We start from the raw sequence: 20,362 nt of genomic DNA, 5'->3' as shown, positions 1-20,362 counted from the left end.
GGGCGGAACGTACTTGATCGGAGGCGGCCGCCCCTCGGGATTCCTCGTCTGTCCACCCGCCGTCCACGATCATTCGTCACAACCGTTCCGGGTGCTGCAGTAAATCGGCGATCGCCGCAAGGAACAGCGCACCCCGCCGACCGTCGCTCACGCGGTGATCCGCGGCGAGACTGGCGACGAGCGTGGGCACCGCGCGCACCCGACCGTCGTCGACCCACGCCCTCTCCATCGGCTTCCCGAATCCGACCAGCGCCACCTGCGGTGGATAGATGACACCGAGCACGGATTCGACGCCTTCATCGCCGAGGCTGGTGACCGTCAATGTGGGATCCGACATCTCGGAACTCCGCATGCTGCCGACCCGGACTCGCCTCACCAGATCCGACAGGTCGGAGCCGATCTGCTGGAGGCTCTTGCTCGCGACGTCGTGAAGTGCCGGCGCAACCAACCCGCCCTGACGGAGCGCGATCGCGACGCCCACATGGACCGATTCCGCGGCCTGGAAGCACCCGTCCGACCAGAATCCGTTCATGTCGGGGTATTCGTGTGCAGCCAATGCCACTGCCTTGAGTTGGAGTACTACCGGCAACAGACGCTCGGTGACCGGACGACTCGCATTCTCTCGATTCAGCCACTCGAGCGTGGCCTCGAGCGGAACCGGCTGGGTGAGGTAGTAATGCGGGATTTCCCGTTTGGACCGGCTCATCGCGGCGGCGATCGCTCGCCTGGTCTCCGTGCTGCGGTCGACACCGCCAGGCTCCCGTTCCCCGCCGCTCGGGGCCGGTTCCACTGCTCCCACGGCAGCGGGCGCCGGTGTTGCTCCGCGGACGTCATCGAGGGTGACGGCACCGTCGGGCCCCGTTCCTGCGATCGCTCCGAGATCGATGCCACGGTCTGCGGCGGCCTGCCGTGCCGCGGGAGTGATGCGGCGGCGTCCTTCGCTGGAGGGTGGCGTCCGCGGCCCGGGTGTGACAGCGGGTGGCTCCTCCCCGGGCTCGAGCAACGTCGCGATCACCTGCCCCACCGGGACGGTCTCCCCCACGGGCACCAGCAGTTGGTGGACGGTGCCCTCCTGCCAGCATTCCACTTCCACTGCGGCTTTCGCGGTCTCGACGACCGCAACCACCTGGCCGCGTTCGACGGCATCACCCGGCGCTACGAGCCACTCGTCGAGCCGACCCTCGTCCATGTCGGCGCCGAGTGACGGCAATGTGAAGTCGATCAAAGTGTGCTCCCTCGAAGCGAACCCACGAGGGCGCCCACCGCCGCGACGATCTTGTCCGGCTGTGGAAGGGTCGCCTCCTCGAGATGACGGGCGTACGGCATGGGCACCTCCCGGCTGCACACCCTGGCCGGTGGCGCATCGAGATCGAAGAACGCCTCCTCGACAATGCGGGCCATCACCTCCGCCGCGAGGCTCCCACTGCGCCACCCCTCGTCGACCACCAGCGCTCGGTGGGTCTTGCGGACCGACTGCATGATCACGTCGGTGTCGAGTGGTCGCAGCACCCGCAGATCCACCACCTCGGCGCTGACGCCCTTCTCGGATAGCGTCTGCGCGGCGTCGAGTGTCTTGGGCAGTGAGCCTCCGTACGTGATCAGTGTGACGTCATCTCCGGCCCGGCGAATTCGGGCCGACGTAATGTCCACCGGCGCATCCCCCGTCTCCTCGGACCGGTTGTAGAGCTGGGCATGTTCGAAGATGACCACCGGATCCGGATCTTTCAGTGCAGGAGCGAGCATTCCGCGTGCATCCTCGACGGTTGCCGGAGCCAGCACGGTGATCCCCGGGATGTGCGCATACCAGCACTCGAGGCTGTGCGAGTGCTGTGCGGCGAGCTGGCGTCCTGCTCCGGTGGCCATGCGGACCACCAACGGCACCGAGAACTGACCGCCGGACATGTGCCGTAGCGCCGCCGCGGTGTTGACGATCTGGTCGAGCGAAAGCAGGCTGAAGTTCACCGTCATGACTTCGACGATGGGACGCATTCCACCCAGCGCCGCACCGATTCCGACGCCGACGAAGCCCAGTTCGGATAGCGGTGTGTCGCGGACCCGTTCCGGCCCGAACTCGTCCAGCAGACCCGTCGACACTGCATAGGTTCCCCCGTAGCGGGCCACGTCCTCGCCCATCAGGAACACCCGCGGATCCGACCGCATCGCGTCGCGGATCGATTCCCGAACAGCCTCACGGTAAGTAAGCCTCATGGTGGCTTTCCTCCATCGGGGTCATCACGTCCTCGTCCAGTGTTTCCACACTCTCGAGCGTCCCGGACTCTGCGAAATCGACTGCTGCAGCGACTTCTTCGTCCGCCGACCGTTGAACAGCCGCGAACTCCTCGTGCGAGAGCAAGTCTGCGTCCTCCAGCCGTGCCCGATAGCCCTTGATGGGATCGCGCTTCTTCCACTCCTCGACTTCCGTCTTGTCTCGGTAGAGCTCCGGATCGAACATCGAGTGCGCGCGGAAACGGTAGGTCGCGTATTCGACGAAGAACGGGCCGTGTCCCTCACGCACATGGCCCGCCGCGGTCTCGGTGGCGGCGCGGGTCGCCAGTACGTCCATCCCGTCCGCTTTGAGCGTCGGTACTTTGAAGGACGCGGCCTTGACACACAGATCGGTCTGGGACTGTGCCCGTTCGAGTGCCGTACCCATTGCATAGAGATTGTTCTCGCAGCAGAACAAGACCGGAAGTCGCCACAGCGCAGCCAGATTCATCGACTCGTGAAATGCCCCCTCCGCCACCGCACCATCTCCGAAGAAGCAGGCGGTCACGCTCTTCCGGCCCTGCATCCGGTCGGCGAGCGCCAAGCCGACGGCAACGGGCAGACCTCCGGCCACGATGGCGTTGCCGCCGTAGAAATGCGTCGCGGCATCGAACAAGTGCATGGAGCCGCCGCGACCATGCGAGCAGCCCTCCCGCTTGCCGAACATCTCGGCCATGATCGCGTTCATCGACACCCCACGTACGAGAGCGTGACCGTGCTCGCGATAGGTGGCGACGACGGCGTCCTCGTCACGCAGCGCACTCAGGGCGCCGACGGCAACGGCCTCCTCCCCGACGTACAGGTGGAGGAACCCCCGAATCTTCCTGGCTCCGTAGAGCTCCGCTGCCTTCTCCTCCATTCTGCGGATCCGGACCATGTCGAGTAGCAACCGGCGTTCGGACTCTCGGTCCGGCGGCAATGCGGTAGTGGTCATCGTTGCACCTGCGATTCGTGCGCGTCGGCACCCGACTCGAGGGTGGACGTATCCCCTTCGGGCAGGCCCAATTCCCGGGCCTTGAGCAGTCTGCGCATGATCTTGCCGCTGCGCGTGTGCGGCAGCTCGTCGACGAAGTCGATCTCCTTGGGTGCGACGGCCGCACCCAACCGAACGCGAGCGTGCGCGAGCAGCTCACGACGCACCACGTCGTGGGGTTCATCGACGCCCGATGCGAGTGTGACGAACGCCTTGACCACCTCACCGACCAGCGGGTCGGGCTTGCCGATGACGGCCGCCTCACTCACGGCAGGGTGTTCCATCAGTACGTTCTCGACCTCGAACGGCCCGATGAGGTGGCCGGACGACTCGATCACGTCGTCCATGCGTCCGACGAACCAGAAATAGCCGTCCTCGTCCCGCCGCACCAGGTCGCCGGTGAGATAGAGTCCGTCGGCGAAGCAGTCGCGATAGCGCTTCTCGTTGCCCACGTAGCCCCGGAACATCGATGGCCAGCCGACACGCAACGCAAGTTCACCGTCGACGCCGGGCGACGCCACCTCTTCCACGGTGCCGCCGGGCCGCCGGTGGACCACGACAGCGTCCACACCGGGGAGCGGGCGTCCCATCGATCCCGGCTTGATGTCGAAGGCCGCAGTGTTGGCGACCATGATCCCGCCGGTCTCCGTCTGCCACCAGTTGTCGTGGATCGGCAGTCCCAGAACATCACTGCCCCACAGCACTGCCTCAGGATTGAGTGGTTCCCCCACGCTCGCGACGAAACGGAGCTCGGGAAAGGCGTAGCGCCGCGCGAGGTCGCCGCCGGACTTCATCAGCATCCGAACGGCGGTGGGGGCGGTGTACCAGACACTCACGTCGTGGTCCTGGAGGATCCGGTACCAGCGGTCGGCGTCGAAATCGGAGTCGTCGACGATCGAGGTGACTCCGTGCACGAGCGGGGCAACGACGCCGTAGGACGTCCCGGTGACCCACCCCGGATCTGCCGTGCACCAATACGTGTCGTCCGCATGCAAATCCAGGGCATACAGCCCGGTCGCATAGTGAGTAACGACGGCGTCGTGGACATGAACTGCGCCTTTGGGTTTACCTGTTGTCCCACTTGTGAAATGGATGAGGGCTGGGTCGTCGGCGGAGGTAGGCTCGACGCCCGCCCGATCCGAGCGCTCCGCCATCAAGCGGGCCAGGTCGAGTGTGCCCGGGATCGGCGGGCCACCGGCGGCCGAGGGGACGACCAGAACATGCTCGAGTGTGGGCACTTTGTCACGAATCTTCGCGACTTTCCGGCGGTACAGCTGGTCGGTTGTCACGAGCACCCTGCCCTCACCCAGCTGCAGACGTGCCGCGATGGGTTCGGGACCGAACGCGGAGAACAGTGGAGTGACGACGGTCCCGTTCCGCAGGCTCCCGAGCATCGCCACGTACAGCTCCGGTATCCGTCCCATGAGGATGAACAGCCGATCCCCCTTTCCGATGCCGAGCTCGCGCAGGACGTTGGTGAATCGGCATGCAAGCCTGAACAACTCCGCGAAGGTGATATCCCGCGGATTGCCGCCACCGAGGAAGCGGAGCGCCACCCGGTCCGCGGCCGGTCCCGACGCGTGACGGTCGACCGCTTCGTACCCGATGTTGCGTCCGCCGCCGGGCAGCCCGTCGAGGCATGCCGCCATCGCATCCCAGGTGAATGCCGCCCGGGTCGCCTCGTAGTCGACGAGGTTCGGCACGACGCGCAGGTCGTGTGCGGTCTTCCGGATCATGATCACTCCCGGCTCGGCCCGGCTTCGTCGGAAACCGGACCACCACCCCATCGTGCGCTGCACCCCGGGCCCACAACAGGGGACAATGTCACCCGTCTGGTAACCCGCCTGGCGTGGCTCACCCGAACCAGGGTCGATGGGCCCTAGACGGTTGCGGCAACCGGCTGTTCGATCGAATCATGGACGATGTCCCGACCGACCCCGGTGCTCGCATCACATGGCACACCACCACCGTTGCTGGGCGCCAAACGCATTACGGGGTCGGAGGCGCCGGCCCGACAGTGTTGTTCCTGCACGGTTGGGCATTGACGAACCGTGCTTACAAACGTCCGCTGGCGCGGCTGACGGCGCGCCAGCTGCGCGTCTACGCACCAGCACTTCCCGGTTTCGGCGGAACTTCCGATCTCCCTCTCGAGGAACGTACCCTGCCCGGATACGCGCGCTGGGTCTCCGACTTCTGCGCAGCTGTCGATATCCCGACCCCCGTGACACTGGTCGGTCACTCGTTCGGCGGAGGAGTCGCGATCATGACCGCACACGACTTTCCTGACCTCGCCGCACGACTGGTTCTGGTGAACTCGATCGGAGGTTCGAAATGGACCGACGGTCGCGGGATTCTGCGAGCGAGCCGCGATCGCCCCATCTGGGACTGGGGACTTCACCTTCAGGCCGACCTGGGTCCCGGACGCCAGATCACTCGTGTGCTTCCGGTGATTCTGCAGGAGGCTGTGCCCAACGTGATCCGGAACCCACGTGCGGTCTGGCGGGTGGCACACCTCGCCCGCACCGCCGATCTCGACAGCGAACTTGACGAATTACGCACGCGCAGATTGCCTATCGTGATCGTGTGGAGCACACAGGACACGGTGATCCCCGAGACGACCCTGCTCTCGCTCCGGGCCGGACTGGGACACCCGAAGCTGATCACGGTGCCCGGGGGCCATTCGTGGCTCATCAGCAACCCACGTCAGTTCGGAGAGGTGATCACCAACATCGTGACGGGCTCGCTGACAGCGCCTCCACACGAATCGGATGAAGCAGCCGTGTGATGTCCAGATCCGGCCCCGCGGGCGATCCGGCAGCACCAATTCCGCGGCACATGGGGTTGTCGACGCACACCAGGCCGCATAATGTGATCGCCACCACAGTAAATCACATTCAGTATGTGTGATGCGATCCCATGGAGGGCGCGCGATCATGACCCGAGAACTGTCTTCGAGCGGTGCGGCGCCCACCACACCCCCCGGCGAGACGCCCACCACCTTCGCGAGTCTCGATCCCCGTACCGGCACTGCGCTTGCCGACTACCCGGTGGCTACTGCGGCGGACGTGACGGCGGTGGTGGAGCGAGCGCGGGCGGCAGCCCAATGGTGGGAAGCCCAGGGCTTCCGCGGTCGACGCGGCTGGCTGCTCGAGTTCAAGAAGGCGATCGCCTCGGACGCCGCCGGTCTCGCGACTGTCGTATCCGCCGAGACCGGCAAGCCACACGACGATGCCCTGCTAGAGGTGATGCTCGCGGTCGAACACCTGGACTGGGCCGCCCGCAATGCCAGAAAGGTACTCGAGACCCGTCGGGTGCGGTCCGGTCTGGTGAGCATCAACCAGGCCGCCACACTCGGCTACCAACCACTCGGCGTCGTCGGCGTCATCGGCCCATGGAACTACCCCGTCTACACGCCGATGGGGTCGATCTCCTACGCGCTCGCGGCGGGCAACGCGATCGTCTTCAAACCCAGTGAACTCACGCCGGGTGTGGGCAAGTGGCTCGAGCAAAAGTGGCATTCACTCGCGCCGAGCCAGCCTGTGCTGCAAGTGATCACCGGGCTCGGGGCGACCGGTGCCGAGCTGTGCCGGGCAGGCGTCGACAAGATCGCGTTCACCGGTTCGGGTCCGACAGCCCGCAAGGTGATGGCGGTATGCGCCGAGACTCTCACGCCACTGGTTGCCGAGTGCGGCGGGAAGGACGCGATGCTCGTCGCGGAGGACGCCGACCTGGACCAGGCCGTCGAGTTCGCGGCGTTCGGCGCATTCGGCAACGCCGGACAGACCTGCGCCGGCGTCGAACGAATCTACGTCGACGAGTCCGTCTACCAGCTGTTCATGGACAAGCTCACCACCGCGGTATCCCGCATCCGGCCGGGCTCGGGGAACGACTCGTCGTACGGGCCGATGACGCTGCCGCGCCAGATCGGGATCGTGCGCAACCATATCGACGACGCCCTCAGCCGCGGTGCACGGGCCGTTGTCGGCGGAATCGGCTCGGTACATGAGAGATTCGTCGATCCAGTGATTCTCACGGAGGTGCCGGAGGAATCGTCGGCAGTACGCGAGGAGACGTTCGGACCGACAGTCGTGGTGAACAAGGTGCGCGGCCTCGAAGAGGGCGTCGAGCGCGCGAACGCCACATCGTACGGCCTCGGGGCCTCGGTCTTCACCAAGAACAAGTCCCGCGGCCGCGAGATCGCCAACCGACTGCGTACCGGGATGGTGTCGGTCAACTCGGTGCTCGGATTCGCCGCGATCCCGTCGCTGCCCTTCGGCGGGATCGGCGAGTCCGGCTTCGGCCGGATCCACGGCGCCGACGGCCTGCGCGAGTTCAGCAGACCGAAGGCGGTTACCGTCCAGAGATTCTCGGCCCCACTGAATCTGCTTACCCTCGAGCGTTCGGCGCGCGATATGAAGATCTCCGCGTGGATGCTCCGGTCCCGGCACGGGCGGTGACGGCAATGAGTCTCGTCAGCTCCCGACGAGCCGGCGTCTTTCCTGCGCCCGACCGCGACCCCCGTCCCGGATCCGGCAGGTCCGGATGGGTGAAGGTGATCGCGAATCTCGATCCCGAGACCCGGCACCAGGACATCGTGCGGATTACCGCGGGCTACGAGTTCCCCTGGGACTACCAGCGGGCCCTGGAGTTCGCGCTGTTCCGAACCTACTGCGTGCCGACGATCTCCGAACTACTCGCTCGTACAGGTGAATTCGAGAACCGCCCGCAGAAGCGGTACGACGATACCTCACTGTTGATGAGCGAGTTGGTGGAGCACGGATACGATTCGGATCGCGGGCGCCAGTCACTCCGGAACATCAACCGCATGCACGGCCGGTACGCGATCTCGAATGACGACATGCGGTACGTGCTGTCGACGTTCGTATACGACCCGATCGACTGGATCGATCGGTACGGCTGGCGACGGTTGCACCCACACGAGCGGCTGGCGTCGTTTCATTTCTATCGCCAGGTCGGTATCCGCATGGGCATCAAGGATATTCCGGAGTCGTACCAAGATTTCCACGGATTCAAGACGGACTACGAACGCGATCACTTCGTCTACAGCGACGACAACAACCGGATCGGCTCGTACACCCTCCGACTGTTCCAGTCGTGGTATCCGAAGCGCCTCGAACGTCCGGTGGCATCCGCGGTGTATGCCCTGATCGACGACCGGATGTCGACCGCGTTCGGATTCCCGAAAGGATCACCGCGGGTGCGTACCGTGGCGGAGGCAGGTCTGCGGGCGCGGTCCGCGGTGGTCCGCCGACTGCCGAAGCGGCGCATCTCGGCGGCCGCCAGCGACCCGAACAACCGCACCTACCCGGGGTATCCGACGGGATACTGCCCGCGCGATCTCGGCGTCGAACACGTCCCGGATTCGAAGCGCGCCTGATCCCCGATCCGGGAGTTGTGCCGAGGACTACGCCGCCGACTTGGCCAGTTCGTCGTCGGGCATCTTGGCGTCGGGCGCTTCGATCGGAGCCGGCTCCTGCGCATAGTGGAAGTGCGGGCGTCGGTGGCCGAGGAAGGATCCGAACCACGACATCACCGCGACGTAGCGGTTACGGAAGCCCACCAGGTACACCATGTGCACAGCAAGCCACAGCACCCACGCGATGAAGCCGGTGAGTTCGATGCTCTTGACCTTGGTCACCGCACGGAAGCGGTTGATGATCGCCATCGAGCCCTTGTCGCGGAACTTGAACGGCGTGCCGCGCTTGGTCTTGCCGAGGATCGTCGCAGCCACGTGCCGACCACCCTGCATCGCCACGGGCGACTGTCCGGGCAGGTTGTTCAGCGACGTCATGTCGCCGACCGCGAAGATGTCGGCCCGGCCGCCGACCGTGAGGTCAGGGTTGACCAGCAGCCGACCGGCACGGTCGGTGTCGCAGTCGGCGCGCTTGGCGAGCACTGCGGCGAAGTCGTTGGCCTGTACACCCGCCGACCACACGATGGTCTCGGCCGTGCGGCGCTCACCAGTCTCGCTGCCGTGCGCCTTGAACGTCGCGCCGTGCTCGTCGATGTCGGTGACCAACGTGCTCAGCACCACCTCGACGCCCGACTTCTCGAGCGACTCCTTGGTGTACTCGCTGAGCTTGCCGCCGTAGGCGGGCATTGCAACGCCCGCGCCCTCTACAAGCGTGACGGTGACATCGTCTGCGGTGACGCCGCGGATCGATTGCTCGAAGTACCGGCCCGCGAGCTCCTTGATCTGCCCGGCCAGTTCGACGCCGGTCGCGCCGGCGCCGATCACGATGAAGGTGAGCAGGTTCTTGCGGCGCTCCATGTCGGTGGTGGTGTGCGCCTCTTCGAAGCAGCGCACGATCTGGGCGCGCAGCCGCTCCGCGTCGTCGACGGTCTTGAGCGCGTACGTGACCTTCGCGAACTCGTCCCGGCCGAAGTACGACTGACGCGCGCCGGTCGCGGCGATCAGCGAGCTGTAGCCGAGGGTGTGCCGCTCGCCGGCAGCCTCGTAAACCAGCTCCTGCTTGTCCGGGTGGACGTCTACGACCCGGCCGAGCCGGACATCGGCGTTGGGGTATTTCGCGAGGATCGCGCGCACCGACGGGGCGATCTCACCGGCCGCGAGGACACCCGTCGCCACCTGGTAGAGCAACGGCTGGAACAGATGTTCAGTGGTCTCCGAGATCAGAACGAAGGGCTTGCCGGCTTTGGCCAGCTTCTTCGCCGCAGCGAGGGCACCGAATCCGGAACCAACGATGACTACTTCGGTCCGGTCGACTACTGCTGCGCCCTGCTTGCTCACGGATACCTCCTCGTTGAGATGTATGAGGAACACCGTAGGAGCGCTAAGTACATTTGCGCTAGTAATCAGGGATATTCGGAAAACAGTTATCTGGATCGCTCATAAGTAAACTGCCGTCATGGACTTCCGTCAGCTGCGCTACTTCCTGGCCGTCAGCGAGGAGCTGAGCTTCAGCCGGGCCGCCGAACGCTGCTTCATCTCGCAGTCCGCGATCAGCCACCAGGTCACCAAGCTCGAACAGGAGCTGGGGGCGTCGCTCTTCGAGCGCTCCACCCGGGTCGTGCGGCTCACCCCGGCCGGCTCCCGGCTCGTACCGATCGCACAGGAGGTGTTGAGTCTCGAGACCAAGGCATTCGCCGTCGCGAAGGAACCGCGGAACCGCATTCGGATCACCGCGAGTATGAGTTTCGCGACCCAGAGCCTCGACGCCATCGCCCGCGTCCGGGAACGACACCCCGACCTCGACATCGAGTTCGTGATCAAGAACTTCACCGACCGCGTCGACGCGGTGTCGTCCGGAGACGCCGATATCGCTCTGATCCGCGGGGAGGTGGACCGTCCCGGCCTGGAGACACTGGAACTCGGGGTCGAGGACCTGATGATTGCCACGTCGAGCAGGCACCCGGTGTCCGCTTTCTCGACCGTCGAGCTGAGCGAACTCGCGCCCTACCCCCTGCTCCTGCCGCCGCGCCACAGCCAGATCCTGATCCACACGGTCGTGGAGAATGCCTTCGCCGACGTCGGGCGGCGCTTCCAACTCGGACCGCCGATTGCGCGCGACCACACCGCGATCCTCGACGTCATCACCAATCCCCGGGCGTGGACGGTTCTCTACGCGAGCACCGTCACCGAAGCGCCCCGGACCGGGCTGTGCGTCATGCGCGAGCGCGACAACCGACTGCGGGTACCGGTCAGCGGGATCGTCCGCAGCGGCGCGGCCTCACCCGGGTTGCTCGATCTGGTCGACTCGTTGCGGCAGACGGTGATCAGCGGGCAGACCAGTGTGCCCCTGAATCCACCGCAGCAGATCAGGGGCACACCGAAAGCGCAGTAGGCGACCGCTACATCGTGCGTCGCCCGGACAGCGCGCGGCCCAGGGTGAGTTCGTCGGCGAACTCGAGGTCGCCGCCCATCGGCAACCCCGAAGCCAGCCGGGATACCGTCAGCCCCGGGAAGTCCCGCAGCATCCGCACCAGATACGTCGCGGTCGCCTCACCCTCGGTGTTGGGATCGGTTGCGATGATGACCTCGGCGACGTCGACGCCGTCCTCCTGGTTCCCGATGCGGGTCAGCAGTTCCCGGATCCGCAACTGGTCCGGGCCGATGCCGCTGAGCGGATCCAGCGCGCCGCCGAGCACGTGGTACCGGCCCTTGAACTCACGGGTGCGCTCGATCGCCTGCACGTCCTTGGGTTCTTCCACAACGCACACCATGGTCCGGTCTCGACGCTGGTCGGCGCAGATCCGACATTTCTCCTCCTCGGAGACCGTGCCGCATACCACGCAGAACTGCACGCCGTCGCGCACCTTCTGCAACACCGCCTGCAGTCGGTCGATGTCCGGCGGCTCGACCGACAGCAAGTGGAAGGCGATGCGCTGAGCGCTCTTGGGCCCGATGCCGGGCAACTTGCCCAGCTCGTCGATCAAGTCCTGGACGGGACCTTCGTACAACGCGTGCCTCTCAGAAGCCGGGCAGGCCGGGCAGACCGCCCCCACCGAGGCCACCGGCCAGCGGACCGAGCTTGGTCGCTGCGAACTCCTGCGCCTTGCCGGACGCGTCGGCGATCGCGCCGATCACCAGATCCTGCAATGTCTCGATGTCGTCAGGATCGACGACCTTGGGATCGATCGTCAGGCCGACGACCTCGCCGGTGCCCTTGACCGTGGCGGTCACCAGACCGCCGCCGGCCTGTCCAGTTACCTCTGCCTGCGCCATCTCGGCCTGCGCGGCCATCAACTGCTGCTGCATCTGCTGCGCCTGCGCGAGGAGCTGCTGCATATCGGGCTGTCCACCTGGTTGCACTGGCCTACGTCCTTTCCGAAGTCGCTCCGCCAGCGTAGTCCGTCACGCGGACTAGCCGAGCTCGCGAACGAGGTTCTCGAGCGTCTTCTCCTGAATCTTGCGAAGTCCGATGGGCGCGAAGGTGCGTTCGAAGAAGCCGCCGATGCCGCCGGCGCCCTTCCACTCGGTCGTGGTCGTGACGGTCGCACCGGACCCGCTGGGCGCCACCACCCACGTCGTGACCATGGACGAGTTCGCGTCGCGCTCTGTGATCGTGTTTCCCGAGACCGTCACCGACGACTTGACGTTCCGCGACCGCTTCTCGGTGGCTTGCAAGGTCCACTGCGCCACCGTGCCCGCGCCCTGGCCGCCCTCGAGTACCCGGTAGTCGAGGTACTGCTCCGGGAGGATCCGCGGACGCACCGTCTCGTAATCGGACAACGCAGCGAGAACCTGCTCCGGTCCCGCGGTGGTGGTGATCGAACTGCTGGCGCTGACCTGTGCCACTGAAGATCTCTCCTTGATCGAAGGGGTGTCCCCATCCCATCCTGCATGTTCGGCCGTGATGATCGCGATCACACGCCTCACTCCGACGAGGACCACCATGGGAGCCGCCGCCTGGCGAAACGCGGACTCACCGGTATATCCGTGGAACGCGGGGCCGACTAGCGATAGCGTCAAGGGGTGGCCGTCTCTCCGAGTGGATCCCGCGAAACTGGGCTCGCCGCGCATCGTGCGGGAGTCGATCGCCTACTGTCCAGCTATCGAGCAATCCCACCCGATGCAACGGTACGGCTGGCGAAAAAGACATCGAACCTGTTCCGGGCCCGCGCCAAGACCAATGCCCCCGGCCTCGACGTCTCGGGCCTCGACGGCGTCATCTCGGTGGATCCCGACGCACAGACCGCCGACGTCGCCGGCATGTGCACGTACGAGAACCTGGTGGCCGCCACGCTTCCGTACGGATTGGCGCCACTCGTGGTGCCGCAGCTCAAGACCATCACGCTCGGCGGCGCCGTGACCGGCCTCGGCATCGAGTCCACGTCGTTCCGCAACGGCCTGCCGCACGAGTCCGTCCTGGAGATCGACATACTCACCGGCAGTGGCAACATCGTTACTGCGACACCGGACGGCGAGCACGCCGAGTTGTTCCACTCGTTCCCGAACTCCTATGGCACCCTCGGGTATTCGACCCGATTGCGAATAGAGCTCGAAGCGGTGAAACCATTTGTAGCGCTACGCCATCTCCGCTTCGACAGTGTGGATCAGCTGCAGGCCACGATGGACCGGATCGTCGAACAGCGCACTTGGGACGGGATCCCGGTCGACTACCTCGACGGCGTCGTGTTCACCGCCACAGAGTGCTATCTGACACTCGGAGAGCAGACCGACGAACCGGGTCCAGTGAGCGACTACACCGGCATGGACATCTACTACCGGTCCATCCAGCACGAGTCGATCACCCACCCGAAAACCGACCGCCTGACCATCCACGACTACCTGTGGCGCTGGGACACCGACTGGTTCTGGTGCTCGCGCGCATTCGGGACACAGAACCCGAGAATCCGCCGAATCTGGCCGAAACGCTACCGGCGCAGCAGCTTCTACTGGAAGTTGATCGGCCTCGACCAGAAGTACGACATCGCCGACCGGCTCGAGGCACGAAAGGGTCTGCCGCCGCGCGAACGCGTTGTCCAGGACATCGAGGTACCGATCGAGCGCACAGCCGAGTTCGTGCACTGGTTCCTCGACGAGATCCCGATCGAGCCGCTGTGGCTGTGCCCGTTGCGCCTTCGCGAGCCCACACTCATCGGTCCCGACCCCGGACAGCACGACACACAGGCCGCACCGCGGCCCCACACACAGGCCGCACCGCGGCCCCACACACAGGCCGCACCGCGGCCCCACACACAGGCCGCACCGCGGCCCCACACACAGGCCGCACCGCGGCCCCACACACAGGCCGCACCGCGGCCGTGGCCGCTGTACCCGCTCGAACCGGGCCGCACATACGTCAACGTCGGATTCTGGTCCTCGGTGCCGATCGAACCCGGCGCGCCCGAGGGCGCAGCAAACCGGCTGATCGAGAAGAAGGTCAGCGAGCTCGAGGGGCACAAGTCCCTGTACTCCGACTCCTTCTACGAAGAAGACGAGTTCACACTGCTGTACGGCGGTGACCACTACACACAGGTCAAGAAGCGTTACGACCCCGATTCACGACTACTGGACCTCTATTCCAAGGCGGTGCAAAGAAAGTGACAACTCTCAGAACGAACCCTGACACGGCGCAGAAACTCAGCATCGCGCAGATCCTCGAAACCGTCGCCGATGGTCGAATACCGCTGCGCTTCACCGCGTACGACGGCAGCGCGACGGGCCCGGAGGACGCCTCGTACGGGCTGCACCTGAACTCGGCCCGCGGCACCACATACCTGGCCACGGCGCCCGGCGATCTCGGTATGGCCCGCGCCTACGTCTCGGGCGATCTCGAGGCTGTCGGAGTGCACCCCGGCGACCCGTACGAGATCCTCAAGGCGATGAGCAACCTGCAATTCCAGCGCCCATCGCCCACCAAGATCGCGGCCATCACCCGGTCACTCGGCTGGGACCTTTTGCGCCCCATCGCTCCCCCACCCCAGGAGCACCTGCCTCGCTGGCGCCGTTTCGCGGAGGGGCTGCGCCACTCCAAGACTCGCGACGCTGAAGTGATCCACCATCACTACGACGTGTCGAATGCCTTCTACGAGATGGTGCTCGGCCCCTCCATGACCTACACATGCGCCACATACGAGTCCGAGGACCAGAGCCTCGAGGATGCACAGGAAAACAAGTACCGATTGGTGTTCGAGAAGCTGGGACTGCAGGAAGGCGACCGCCTCCTCGACATCGGATGCGGCTGGGGCTCGATGGTGCGCTACGCCGCCCGGCGCGGCGTCAAGGTCATCGGTGTGACACTCTCGCGCGCACAGGCCGAGTGGGCGCAGAAGGCAATCGCCGAGGAGGGCCTGTCCGAACTCGCCGAGGTGCGCTACTCCGACTACCGGGACGTGTACGAGACCGGGTTCGACGCGATCTCCTCGATCGGTCTGACAGAACACATCGGCGTCCAGAACTACCCCGCCTACTTCGGATTCATGAAGTCGAAGCTGCGCGAGGGTGGCAGGCTCTTCAACCACTGCATCACCCGCCCCGACAACCGCAGCGGCGCCAAGGCCGGCGGCTTCATCGACCGGTACGTCTTCCCCGACGGGGAGCTCACCGGATCGGGCCGGATCATCAGCGAGATCCAGAACGTAGGCCTCGAGGTGCGGCACGAAGAGAACCTGCGCGAGCACTACCAGCTCACACTCGCCGGCTGGTGCCGGAACCTGGTCGAGAACTGGGACGCGTGTGTCGCCGAGGTCGGTGAAGGTACCGCGAAGGTGTGGGGCCTGTACATGGCCGGGTCGCGACTGGGATTCGAGCGCAACGTCGTCCAGCTCCACCAGGTGCTGGCCGTCAAGCTCGGCCCCAACGGCGAGGCACACGTGCCGCTGCGCCCGTGGTGGAAGGGCTAGCGCCCTGTGCGTGGTTAGTGAGTGTCCACGCTCACCAATCACGCACAGGCGCGGCAGCGCCCATTGGTCAGCCTGACCCATCCCTCACGGCGGAGGACCGTTTCGACTTCCTTCGCAACCAGGCACGGCGTCAGGCTGACCTCGTCGAAGCCGTACACCAACCGGGGTAGGTCGGCGAGTTCTGCAGCGTTGTCTCGCCTGCGGTCGCGGAACTGGACTTCGCGCATCGAATGCGACCACCGACCGTCCAAGCGGACGATCAACGGAACTCCGTGCTCGCCGTAGTCGACGTCCTCGTACAGGGTCCGCCCATCCACTATCACCGGGCCTTGCCGGTTGGCCCCGGGCAGACCGTGTGCCTGCTCGACGTCGACCGCATAGCGATACTCGAGCATCGATTGGACCCCGTCCGCGAGAAGGCGAACCGCAGATTCGAGGGCGCGGCGATATCGACGCGGAGTTCGCTCCTCCATCCGTGTTCGGACGTCCGCCAGCCTTATCCGCGCATTGGTGACGGTGGAGATCAGCGACACGTACGCCTCACGTGCTGTCGGCTGTTCGATCGCCACGTCCAAGGCCGTGTCCGCCCGTGTCGTGCGCGGTGGCACCAATTCGACGCCGATATGTCGTTGTGCCCGAGAACGGTGCACGACAACACCTGGATGGAGAACACCTCCGACGCCTGGCACGACGGCAGAACCGTGCACCGGACTCTGGATGTAAGAGACGGGCTGTGAAAGCGCCGATTTGCCGTACGGCACCGTGACGTGAATCGGTGCCGTGTCATCGGTGCGGATCATTCCCCACACCTCGGCCGCCGTTCGGTGGCTCAGGAGTGCAGCATCGCCCCCGTACAGAAGTGCTGCTGACAAGACCGCATCGCGCGTCAGTCGGCCGGAGGTTACGGCGTACACGCCTCGTAGTACTCGTTGCCACCGGCCACACTCGACGCGATGCCGTGCCTGAGATTTGGGAATGCCCAGTGCACATACCTGTGCGGCGGTAATGAGCCCGTACTGAGCGTCGACGAGGCTCTGCAGGGGCGATGTCGAAGTCATGGCGGACACCTTCACGCCCACTACCGACAGCGAAGGCCGTCGATCGCCGAGAATTCCACAGGGTGGGGATAAATCCCCTGTGCGTGGTTAGCGAGTGCTGGGACTCGCTAACCACGCACAGGCGCGCAGCGCCTACTAGTCCTTCATCGACGCCGGCGGGGTGAAGCGCTCACCGTACTTGGCGGCGAGTTCCTCGGCGCGCTTGACGAAGCCCGCCTTGCCGCCTTCGTAGCCGGCGACGAACTGGCTGACGCCGCCCGTCCACGCCGGGTAGCCGATGCCCATGATCGAGCCGATGTTGGCGTCGGCGGTGGACGTGATGACGCCCTCGTCGAAGCACTTCTGGGTCTCGATGGCCTCGATGAACAGCATGCGGTCGACGAGGTCCTGGATCGGCGGCGTGACCGAACCGGAGTCGAAGTGCTCACGCAGGCCCTGCCACAGGCCGGAGCGCTTGCCGTCCTCGTAGTTGTAGAAGCCGGCACCGCCGAGGCGGCCCTTACGGTCGTTGCCCTCGACGAGGTAGTTGATGACGTCGCCGGCGAGGTCGGCCGGAAGCTCCTTGCCCTCGGCCTGAGCGGCGGCCTTCGACTCGGCGCGGATCTTCTGCATGAGCGTCAGGTTCAGCTCGTCCGAGAGCTGCAGCGGCGCCGCCGGGTAGCCGGCCTGCATGCCCGCCTGCTCGATGGTGGCCGGCTCGATGCCCTCGGCGACCATGCCGATCGCCTCGTTGACGAACGTGCCGATCACGCGGGAGGTGAAGAAGCCGCGCGAGTCGTTGACGACGATCGGGGTCTTGCGGATCGCCTGCACGAAGTCGAACACGCGGGCCAGCGATTCGTCGGACGTCTTCTCACCGCGGATGATCTCGACCAGGGGCATCTTGTCGACGGGCGAGAAGAAGTGGATACCGATGAAGTCCTCGGCCCGCTTGACGCCGGTCGCCAGGTCGGTGATCGGCAGCGTCGAGGTGTTCGAGCCGAGGAGAGCGTCGGGCTCGACGATGTCCTCGATCTCCTGGAACACCTTCTTCTTCAGGTCGGGCGACTCGAAGACGGCCTCGACGACGAAGTCGACGCCCGCGAAGTCGGCCGGATCCGCGCTCGGCGTGATCAACGCGAGCAGAGCCTTGGACTTCTCCTCTGTGGTCTTGCCACGCGAGAGCGCCTTGGCCTCGATCTTCTCGGAGTACGCCTTGCCCTTCTCCGCGGCCTCGATCGTGACGTCCTTGAGCACCACCGGGATTCCGGCCTTGGCGCACACGTACGCGATGCCGGCGCCCATCATGCCGGCACCGAGGACGCCAACCTTCTTGATCTCGCGCTTGGGAATGTCCTTCGGACGCGACGCGCCCGAGCCGATCGCCTGCATGTCGAAGAAGAACGCCTGGATCATGTTCTTCGCGACGCGGCCGGTCACCAGGTTGGTGAAGTACCGGGACTCGATGAGGAGCGCGTTGTCGACGTCGACCTGCGAGCCCTCGACGGCGGCAGCCATGATTGCGCGCGGCGCCTCCATCGGGGAGCCCTTGAGCTGCTTGCGCAGGTTCGCCGGGATTGCCGGCAGGTTCGCGGCAAATGCCGGAGTGGCGGGGGTGCCGCCGGGGATCTTGTAGCCCTTGACGTCCCACGGCTGCACGCCGGACTCGGGGTTGGCCTTGATCCACGCCTTGGCGGCAGGGACCAACTCCTCGACGGAGGAGACGACCTCGTCGACCAGGCCGACCTCCTTGGCCTGAACCGGGCCGCGCTGCTGGCCCTGCAGCAGCATCTGGGTCAGCGCGGTCATCAGACCGAACATCCGGACGGTGCGGACGATGCCGCCGCCGCCGGGCAGGAGGCCGAGGGTGACCTCGGGCAGGCCGATCTTGACGCCCTTGACGTCCGCCGCGATGCGGTGGTGCGTCGCGAGCGCGATCTCGAGGCCGCCACCGAGCGCCGCACCGTTGATGCAGGTGACGACGGGCTTGCCGAGAGTCTCGAGGCGACGCAGGTCCGCCTTCAGATTGAGGGAGTGCTCGAAGATCTGCTGCGCGTCCTCGGGCCCGACCTTGATCATGCTCTTCAGATCGCCGCCGGCGAAGAACGTCTTCTTGCCAGACGTCAGCACGACGCCGGTGATCGACTCCTTCTCCGCGTACAGCCGGTCCACGGTGGCCCGCATCGAGGAGATGTACCGGTCGTTCATCGTGTTCGCGCCCTGGTTGGGGTCGTCGATGGTCAGGACTACGATGCCGTCGGCATCCTGCTCCCAGCCGATGATGTTCTGATCGCTCACTGTTTCGTCTCTCCTGGTTGTCCGCTGAGCGTCAGACGCGCTCGATGATGGTGGCCACGCCCATACCGCCGCCGATGCACAGCGTGATCAGGGCGCGCTTGGCGCCGCGGCGCTCGAGCTCGTCGACCATGGTTCCGGTGATCATGGCGCCGGTGGCGCCGAGTGGGTGACCCATTGCGATGGCGCCGCCGTTGACGTTGAGCTTCTCGTCCGGGATGTTCAGGTCCTTCTGGAACTTGAGCGCCACGGAGGCGAATGCCTCGTTGATCTCGAAGAGGTCGATGTCGTCGACGGTGAGGCCGGCCGCGGCGAGCGCCTTCTTCGACGCCGGCGTCGGGCCGGTGAGCATGATCGTGGAGTCGGCACCGGAGGTGGCGGTCGCAACGATGCGGGCACGCGGGGTCAGGCCCATGTCCTTGCCGGCCTGCTCGCTGCCGACCAGGATCAGCGCGGCGCCATCGACGATGCCGGAGCTGTTGCCGCCGTGGTGCACATGCGTGATCTTCTCGACCCAGTGGTACTTCTGCAGCGCGACGGCGTCGAAGCCGCCCATCTCGCCGACCATCGCGAACGCGGGAGTCAGACCCGCCAGGCTCTCGACCGTGGTGCCGGGACGCATGTGCTCGTCGTTGTCGAGGATCGTGATGCCGTTGATGTCCTTGACCGGGACGACAGACTTGGCGAAGTAGCCGCCGGTCCACGCCTTCGCGGCCAGATCCTGCGAGCGCACCGCATACGCGTCGACGTCCTCGCGGGAGAAGCCCTCGATCGTGGCGATCAGGTCGGCGCCGACACCCTGCGGTACGAAGTAGTTGTCGTAGTTGGTGGCCGGGTCCAGCGCCCACGGGCCGCCGTCGGATCCCATCGGCACGCGCGACATCGATTCGACGCCACCGGCGATGACCAGCTCGTCCCAGCCGGACCGGATCTTCTGCGCGGCCATGTTGACGGCCTCGAGGCCGGAGGCGCAGAAGCGATTGAGCTGCACGCCGCCGACGGTGTCGGGCAGCCCGGCGTCGTTGACGGCGATACGGGCGATGTCCATGCCCTGGTCACCGACCGGGGTGACGACACCGAGGATCAGATCGGAGATACGGTCCTCGTCCAGATCGGGGAAGCGCGTGCGCAGTTCTTGGATCAGGCCGGTGACCAGCGAGATCGGCTTGACCGAATGCAGCGATCCGGTCTTCTTGCCCCGGCCGCGTGGGGTTCGGATGGCTTCATAAATGAATGCCTCTGTGGTCACTGTGAGGTGTTCCTTCCTGTTCACGTCTGCAGCGCCTCCGTTCATATCGGCGGCGCGGCTGTCATGTCGACGGCACTGCTCGGTACGAGGCCCAGACCTCTGCGCACCTCACCATAGAACGCGTTCCATTCGCCGTGAAGGACCGAAGCGATCCCGGAGTGTGACCGAGGCGATCACCGCGGTGGCCCCGCCGCCACTTCGACCCGCGAGTCC

Annotated in this window: 17 protein-coding genes; 6 read left to right on the top strand and 11 right to left on the bottom strand. The window is 65.7% G+C overall.

Annotated elements, in window-relative coordinates:
- Nucleotides 1-76 precede the first annotated feature (76 nt).
- The 4 genes from ERC79_RS13920 to acsA are packed head-to-tail and all read right to left on the bottom strand — an operon-like array spanning nucleotide 77 to nucleotide 4,974.
- Nucleotides 77-1,225, bottom strand: coding sequence for a dihydrolipoamide acetyltransferase family protein (locus ERC79_RS13920; protein ID WP_131579019.1), 1,149 nt, complete (start codon nucleotides 1,223-1,225; stop codon nucleotides 77-79).
- Complete coding sequence (locus tag ERC79_RS13915) at nucleotides 1,222-2,208, bottom strand: alpha-ketoacid dehydrogenase subunit beta (protein ID WP_131579017.1); 987 nt, start codon at nucleotides 2,206-2,208, stop codon at nucleotides 1,222-1,224. The genes ERC79_RS13920 and ERC79_RS13915 overlap by 4 nt, the downstream gene beginning before the upstream one ends.
- On the bottom strand, nucleotides 2,189-3,199 hold the full coding sequence (pdhA, locus tag ERC79_RS13910) for a pyruvate dehydrogenase (acetyl-transferring) E1 component subunit alpha (RefSeq protein WP_131579015.1): 1,011 nt from the start codon (nucleotides 3,197-3,199) through the stop codon (nucleotides 2,189-2,191). The genes ERC79_RS13915 and pdhA overlap by 20 nt, the downstream gene beginning before the upstream one ends.
- Nucleotides 3,196-4,974, bottom strand: coding sequence for an acetate--CoA ligase (gene acsA, locus ERC79_RS13905; protein WP_131579013.1), 1,779 nt, complete (start codon nucleotides 4,972-4,974; stop codon nucleotides 3,196-3,198). Before acsA ends, pdhA begins: the two co-directional genes overlap by 4 nt.
- Nucleotides 4,975-5,153: 179 nt before the next feature.
- On the opposite strand from acsA, the gene ERC79_RS13900 reads away from it, so the two are divergent.
- From ERC79_RS13900 to ERC79_RS13890, 3 genes are all read left to right on the top strand, one after another.
- Complete coding sequence (locus tag ERC79_RS13900) at nucleotides 5,154-6,023, top strand: alpha/beta hydrolase (RefSeq protein WP_131579011.1); 870 nt, start codon at nucleotides 5,154-5,156, stop codon at nucleotides 6,021-6,023.
- 148 nt (nucleotides 6,024-6,171) lie between these two features.
- The gene (locus ERC79_RS13895; RefSeq protein ID WP_131579009.1) at nucleotides 6,172-7,695 is read left to right on the top strand and encodes an aldehyde dehydrogenase family protein; all 1,524 of its coding nucleotides are present in this window, start codon (nucleotides 6,172-6,174) and stop codon (nucleotides 7,693-7,695) included.
- Nucleotides 7,665-8,636 (top strand): oxygenase MpaB family protein, encoded by a 972-nt coding sequence (locus ERC79_RS13890; RefSeq protein WP_242676566.1) that lies wholly within the window; start codon nucleotides 7,665-7,667, stop codon nucleotides 8,634-8,636. Before ERC79_RS13895 ends, ERC79_RS13890 begins: the two co-directional genes overlap by 31 nt.
- Nucleotides 8,637-8,663: 27 nt before the next feature.
- On the opposite strand, the gene ERC79_RS13885 is transcribed toward ERC79_RS13890, so the two are convergent.
- Nucleotides 8,664-10,010, bottom strand: a complete 1,347-nt coding sequence (locus ERC79_RS13885; RefSeq protein ID WP_131579007.1) for an NAD(P)/FAD-dependent oxidoreductase — start codon at nucleotides 10,008-10,010, stop codon at nucleotides 8,664-8,666.
- Between the two features lie 118 nt (nucleotides 10,011-10,128).
- Between ERC79_RS13885 and ERC79_RS13880 the strand changes: the two genes are divergently transcribed.
- Entirely contained in the window at nucleotides 10,129-11,064 is a 936-nt protein-coding gene (locus tag ERC79_RS13880; protein ID WP_131579005.1) for a LysR family transcriptional regulator, read from the top strand.
- Nucleotides 11,065-11,071: 7 nt separating this feature from the next.
- On the opposite strand, the gene recR is transcribed toward ERC79_RS13880, so the two are convergent.
- The 3 genes from recR to ERC79_RS13865 form a co-directional block, all read right to left on the bottom strand.
- On the bottom strand, nucleotides 11,072-11,680 hold the full coding sequence (recR, locus tag ERC79_RS13875) for a recombination mediator RecR (protein ID WP_131579003.1): 609 nt from the start codon (nucleotides 11,678-11,680) through the stop codon (nucleotides 11,072-11,074).
- A 10-nt stretch (nucleotides 11,681-11,690) separates the two neighbouring features.
- Entirely contained in the window at nucleotides 11,691-12,008 is a 318-nt protein-coding gene (locus ERC79_RS13870; RefSeq protein ID WP_242676565.1) for a YbaB/EbfC family nucleoid-associated protein, read from the bottom strand.
- Nucleotides 12,009-12,083: 75 nt separating this feature from the next.
- Nucleotides 12,084-12,518: an SRPBCC family protein gene (locus tag ERC79_RS13865; protein ID WP_131578999.1), complete on the bottom strand. Its 435-nt coding sequence runs from the start codon at nucleotides 12,516-12,518 to the stop codon at nucleotides 12,084-12,086.
- A gap of 177 nt (nucleotides 12,519-12,695) precedes the next feature.
- Between ERC79_RS13865 and ERC79_RS13860 the strand changes: the two genes are divergently transcribed.
- Nucleotides 12,696-14,270: an FAD-binding oxidoreductase gene (locus ERC79_RS13860; protein ID WP_131578997.1), complete on the top strand. Its 1,575-nt coding sequence runs from the start codon at nucleotides 12,696-12,698 to the stop codon at nucleotides 14,268-14,270.
- Nucleotides 14,267-15,568 (top strand): class I SAM-dependent methyltransferase, encoded by a 1,302-nt coding sequence (locus tag ERC79_RS13855; protein WP_131578995.1) that lies wholly within the window; start codon nucleotides 14,267-14,269, stop codon nucleotides 15,566-15,568. The genes ERC79_RS13860 and ERC79_RS13855 overlap by 4 nt, the downstream gene beginning before the upstream one ends.
- A 38-nt stretch (nucleotides 15,569-15,606) precedes the next feature.
- On the opposite strand, the gene ERC79_RS13850 is transcribed toward ERC79_RS13855, so the two are convergent.
- From ERC79_RS13850 to ERC79_RS13840, 3 genes are all read right to left on the bottom strand, one after another.
- Entirely contained in the window at nucleotides 15,607-16,626 is a 1,020-nt protein-coding gene (locus tag ERC79_RS13850; protein WP_131578993.1) for a type IV toxin-antitoxin system AbiEi family antitoxin domain-containing protein, read from the bottom strand.
- Between the two features lie 135 nt (nucleotides 16,627-16,761).
- Entirely contained in the window at nucleotides 16,762-18,903 is a 2,142-nt protein-coding gene (locus tag ERC79_RS13845; RefSeq protein ID WP_131578991.1) for a 3-hydroxyacyl-CoA dehydrogenase NAD-binding domain-containing protein, read from the bottom strand.
- A gap of 31 nt (nucleotides 18,904-18,934) precedes the next feature.
- A complete protein-coding gene (locus ERC79_RS13840) occupies nucleotides 18,935-20,149 on the bottom strand; it encodes an acetyl-CoA C-acetyltransferase (RefSeq protein ID WP_131578989.1) in 1,215 nt (404 codons plus the stop codon).
- Nucleotides 20,150-20,362 lie beyond the last annotated feature (213 nt).

This window comes from Rhodococcus sp. ABRD24 (genome assembly GCF_004328705.1).
Lineage (GTDB): Bacteria > Actinomycetota > Actinomycetes > Mycobacteriales > Mycobacteriaceae > Prescottella.
This window is presented reverse-complemented; position numbering and strand designations above follow the sequence as displayed.

Excerpts from the sequence above, each read along its gene's own strand:
- ERC79_RS13895 (WP_131579009.1), top strand. The coding sequence starts at position 6,172 with ATGACCCGAGAACTGTCTTCGAGCGGTGCGGCGCCCACCACACCCCCC.
- pdhA (WP_131579015.1), bottom strand. The coding sequence starts at position 3,199 with ATGACCACTACCGCATTGCCGCCGGACCGAGAGTCCGAACGCCGGTTG.
- ERC79_RS13915 (WP_131579017.1), bottom strand. The coding sequence starts at position 2,208 with ATGAGGCTTACTTACCGTGAGGCTGTTCGGGAATCGATCCGCGACGCG.
- ERC79_RS13870 (WP_242676565.1), bottom strand. The coding sequence starts at position 12,008 with ATGCAGCAGCTCCTCGCGCAGGCGCAGCAGATGCAGCAGCAGTTGATG.
- ERC79_RS13880 (WP_131579005.1), top strand. The coding sequence starts at position 10,129 with ATGGACTTCCGTCAGCTGCGCTACTTCCTGGCCGTCAGCGAGGAGCTG.
- ERC79_RS13850 (WP_131578993.1), bottom strand. The coding sequence starts at position 16,626 with ATGACTTCGACATCGCCCCTGCAGAGCCTCGTCGACGCTCAGTACGGG.
- ERC79_RS13900 (WP_131579011.1), top strand. The coding sequence starts at position 5,154 with ATGGACGATGTCCCGACCGACCCCGGTGCTCGCATCACATGGCACACC.
- acsA (WP_131579013.1), bottom strand. The coding sequence starts at position 4,974 with ATGATCCGGAAGACCGCACACGACCTGCGCGTCGTGCCGAACCTCGTC.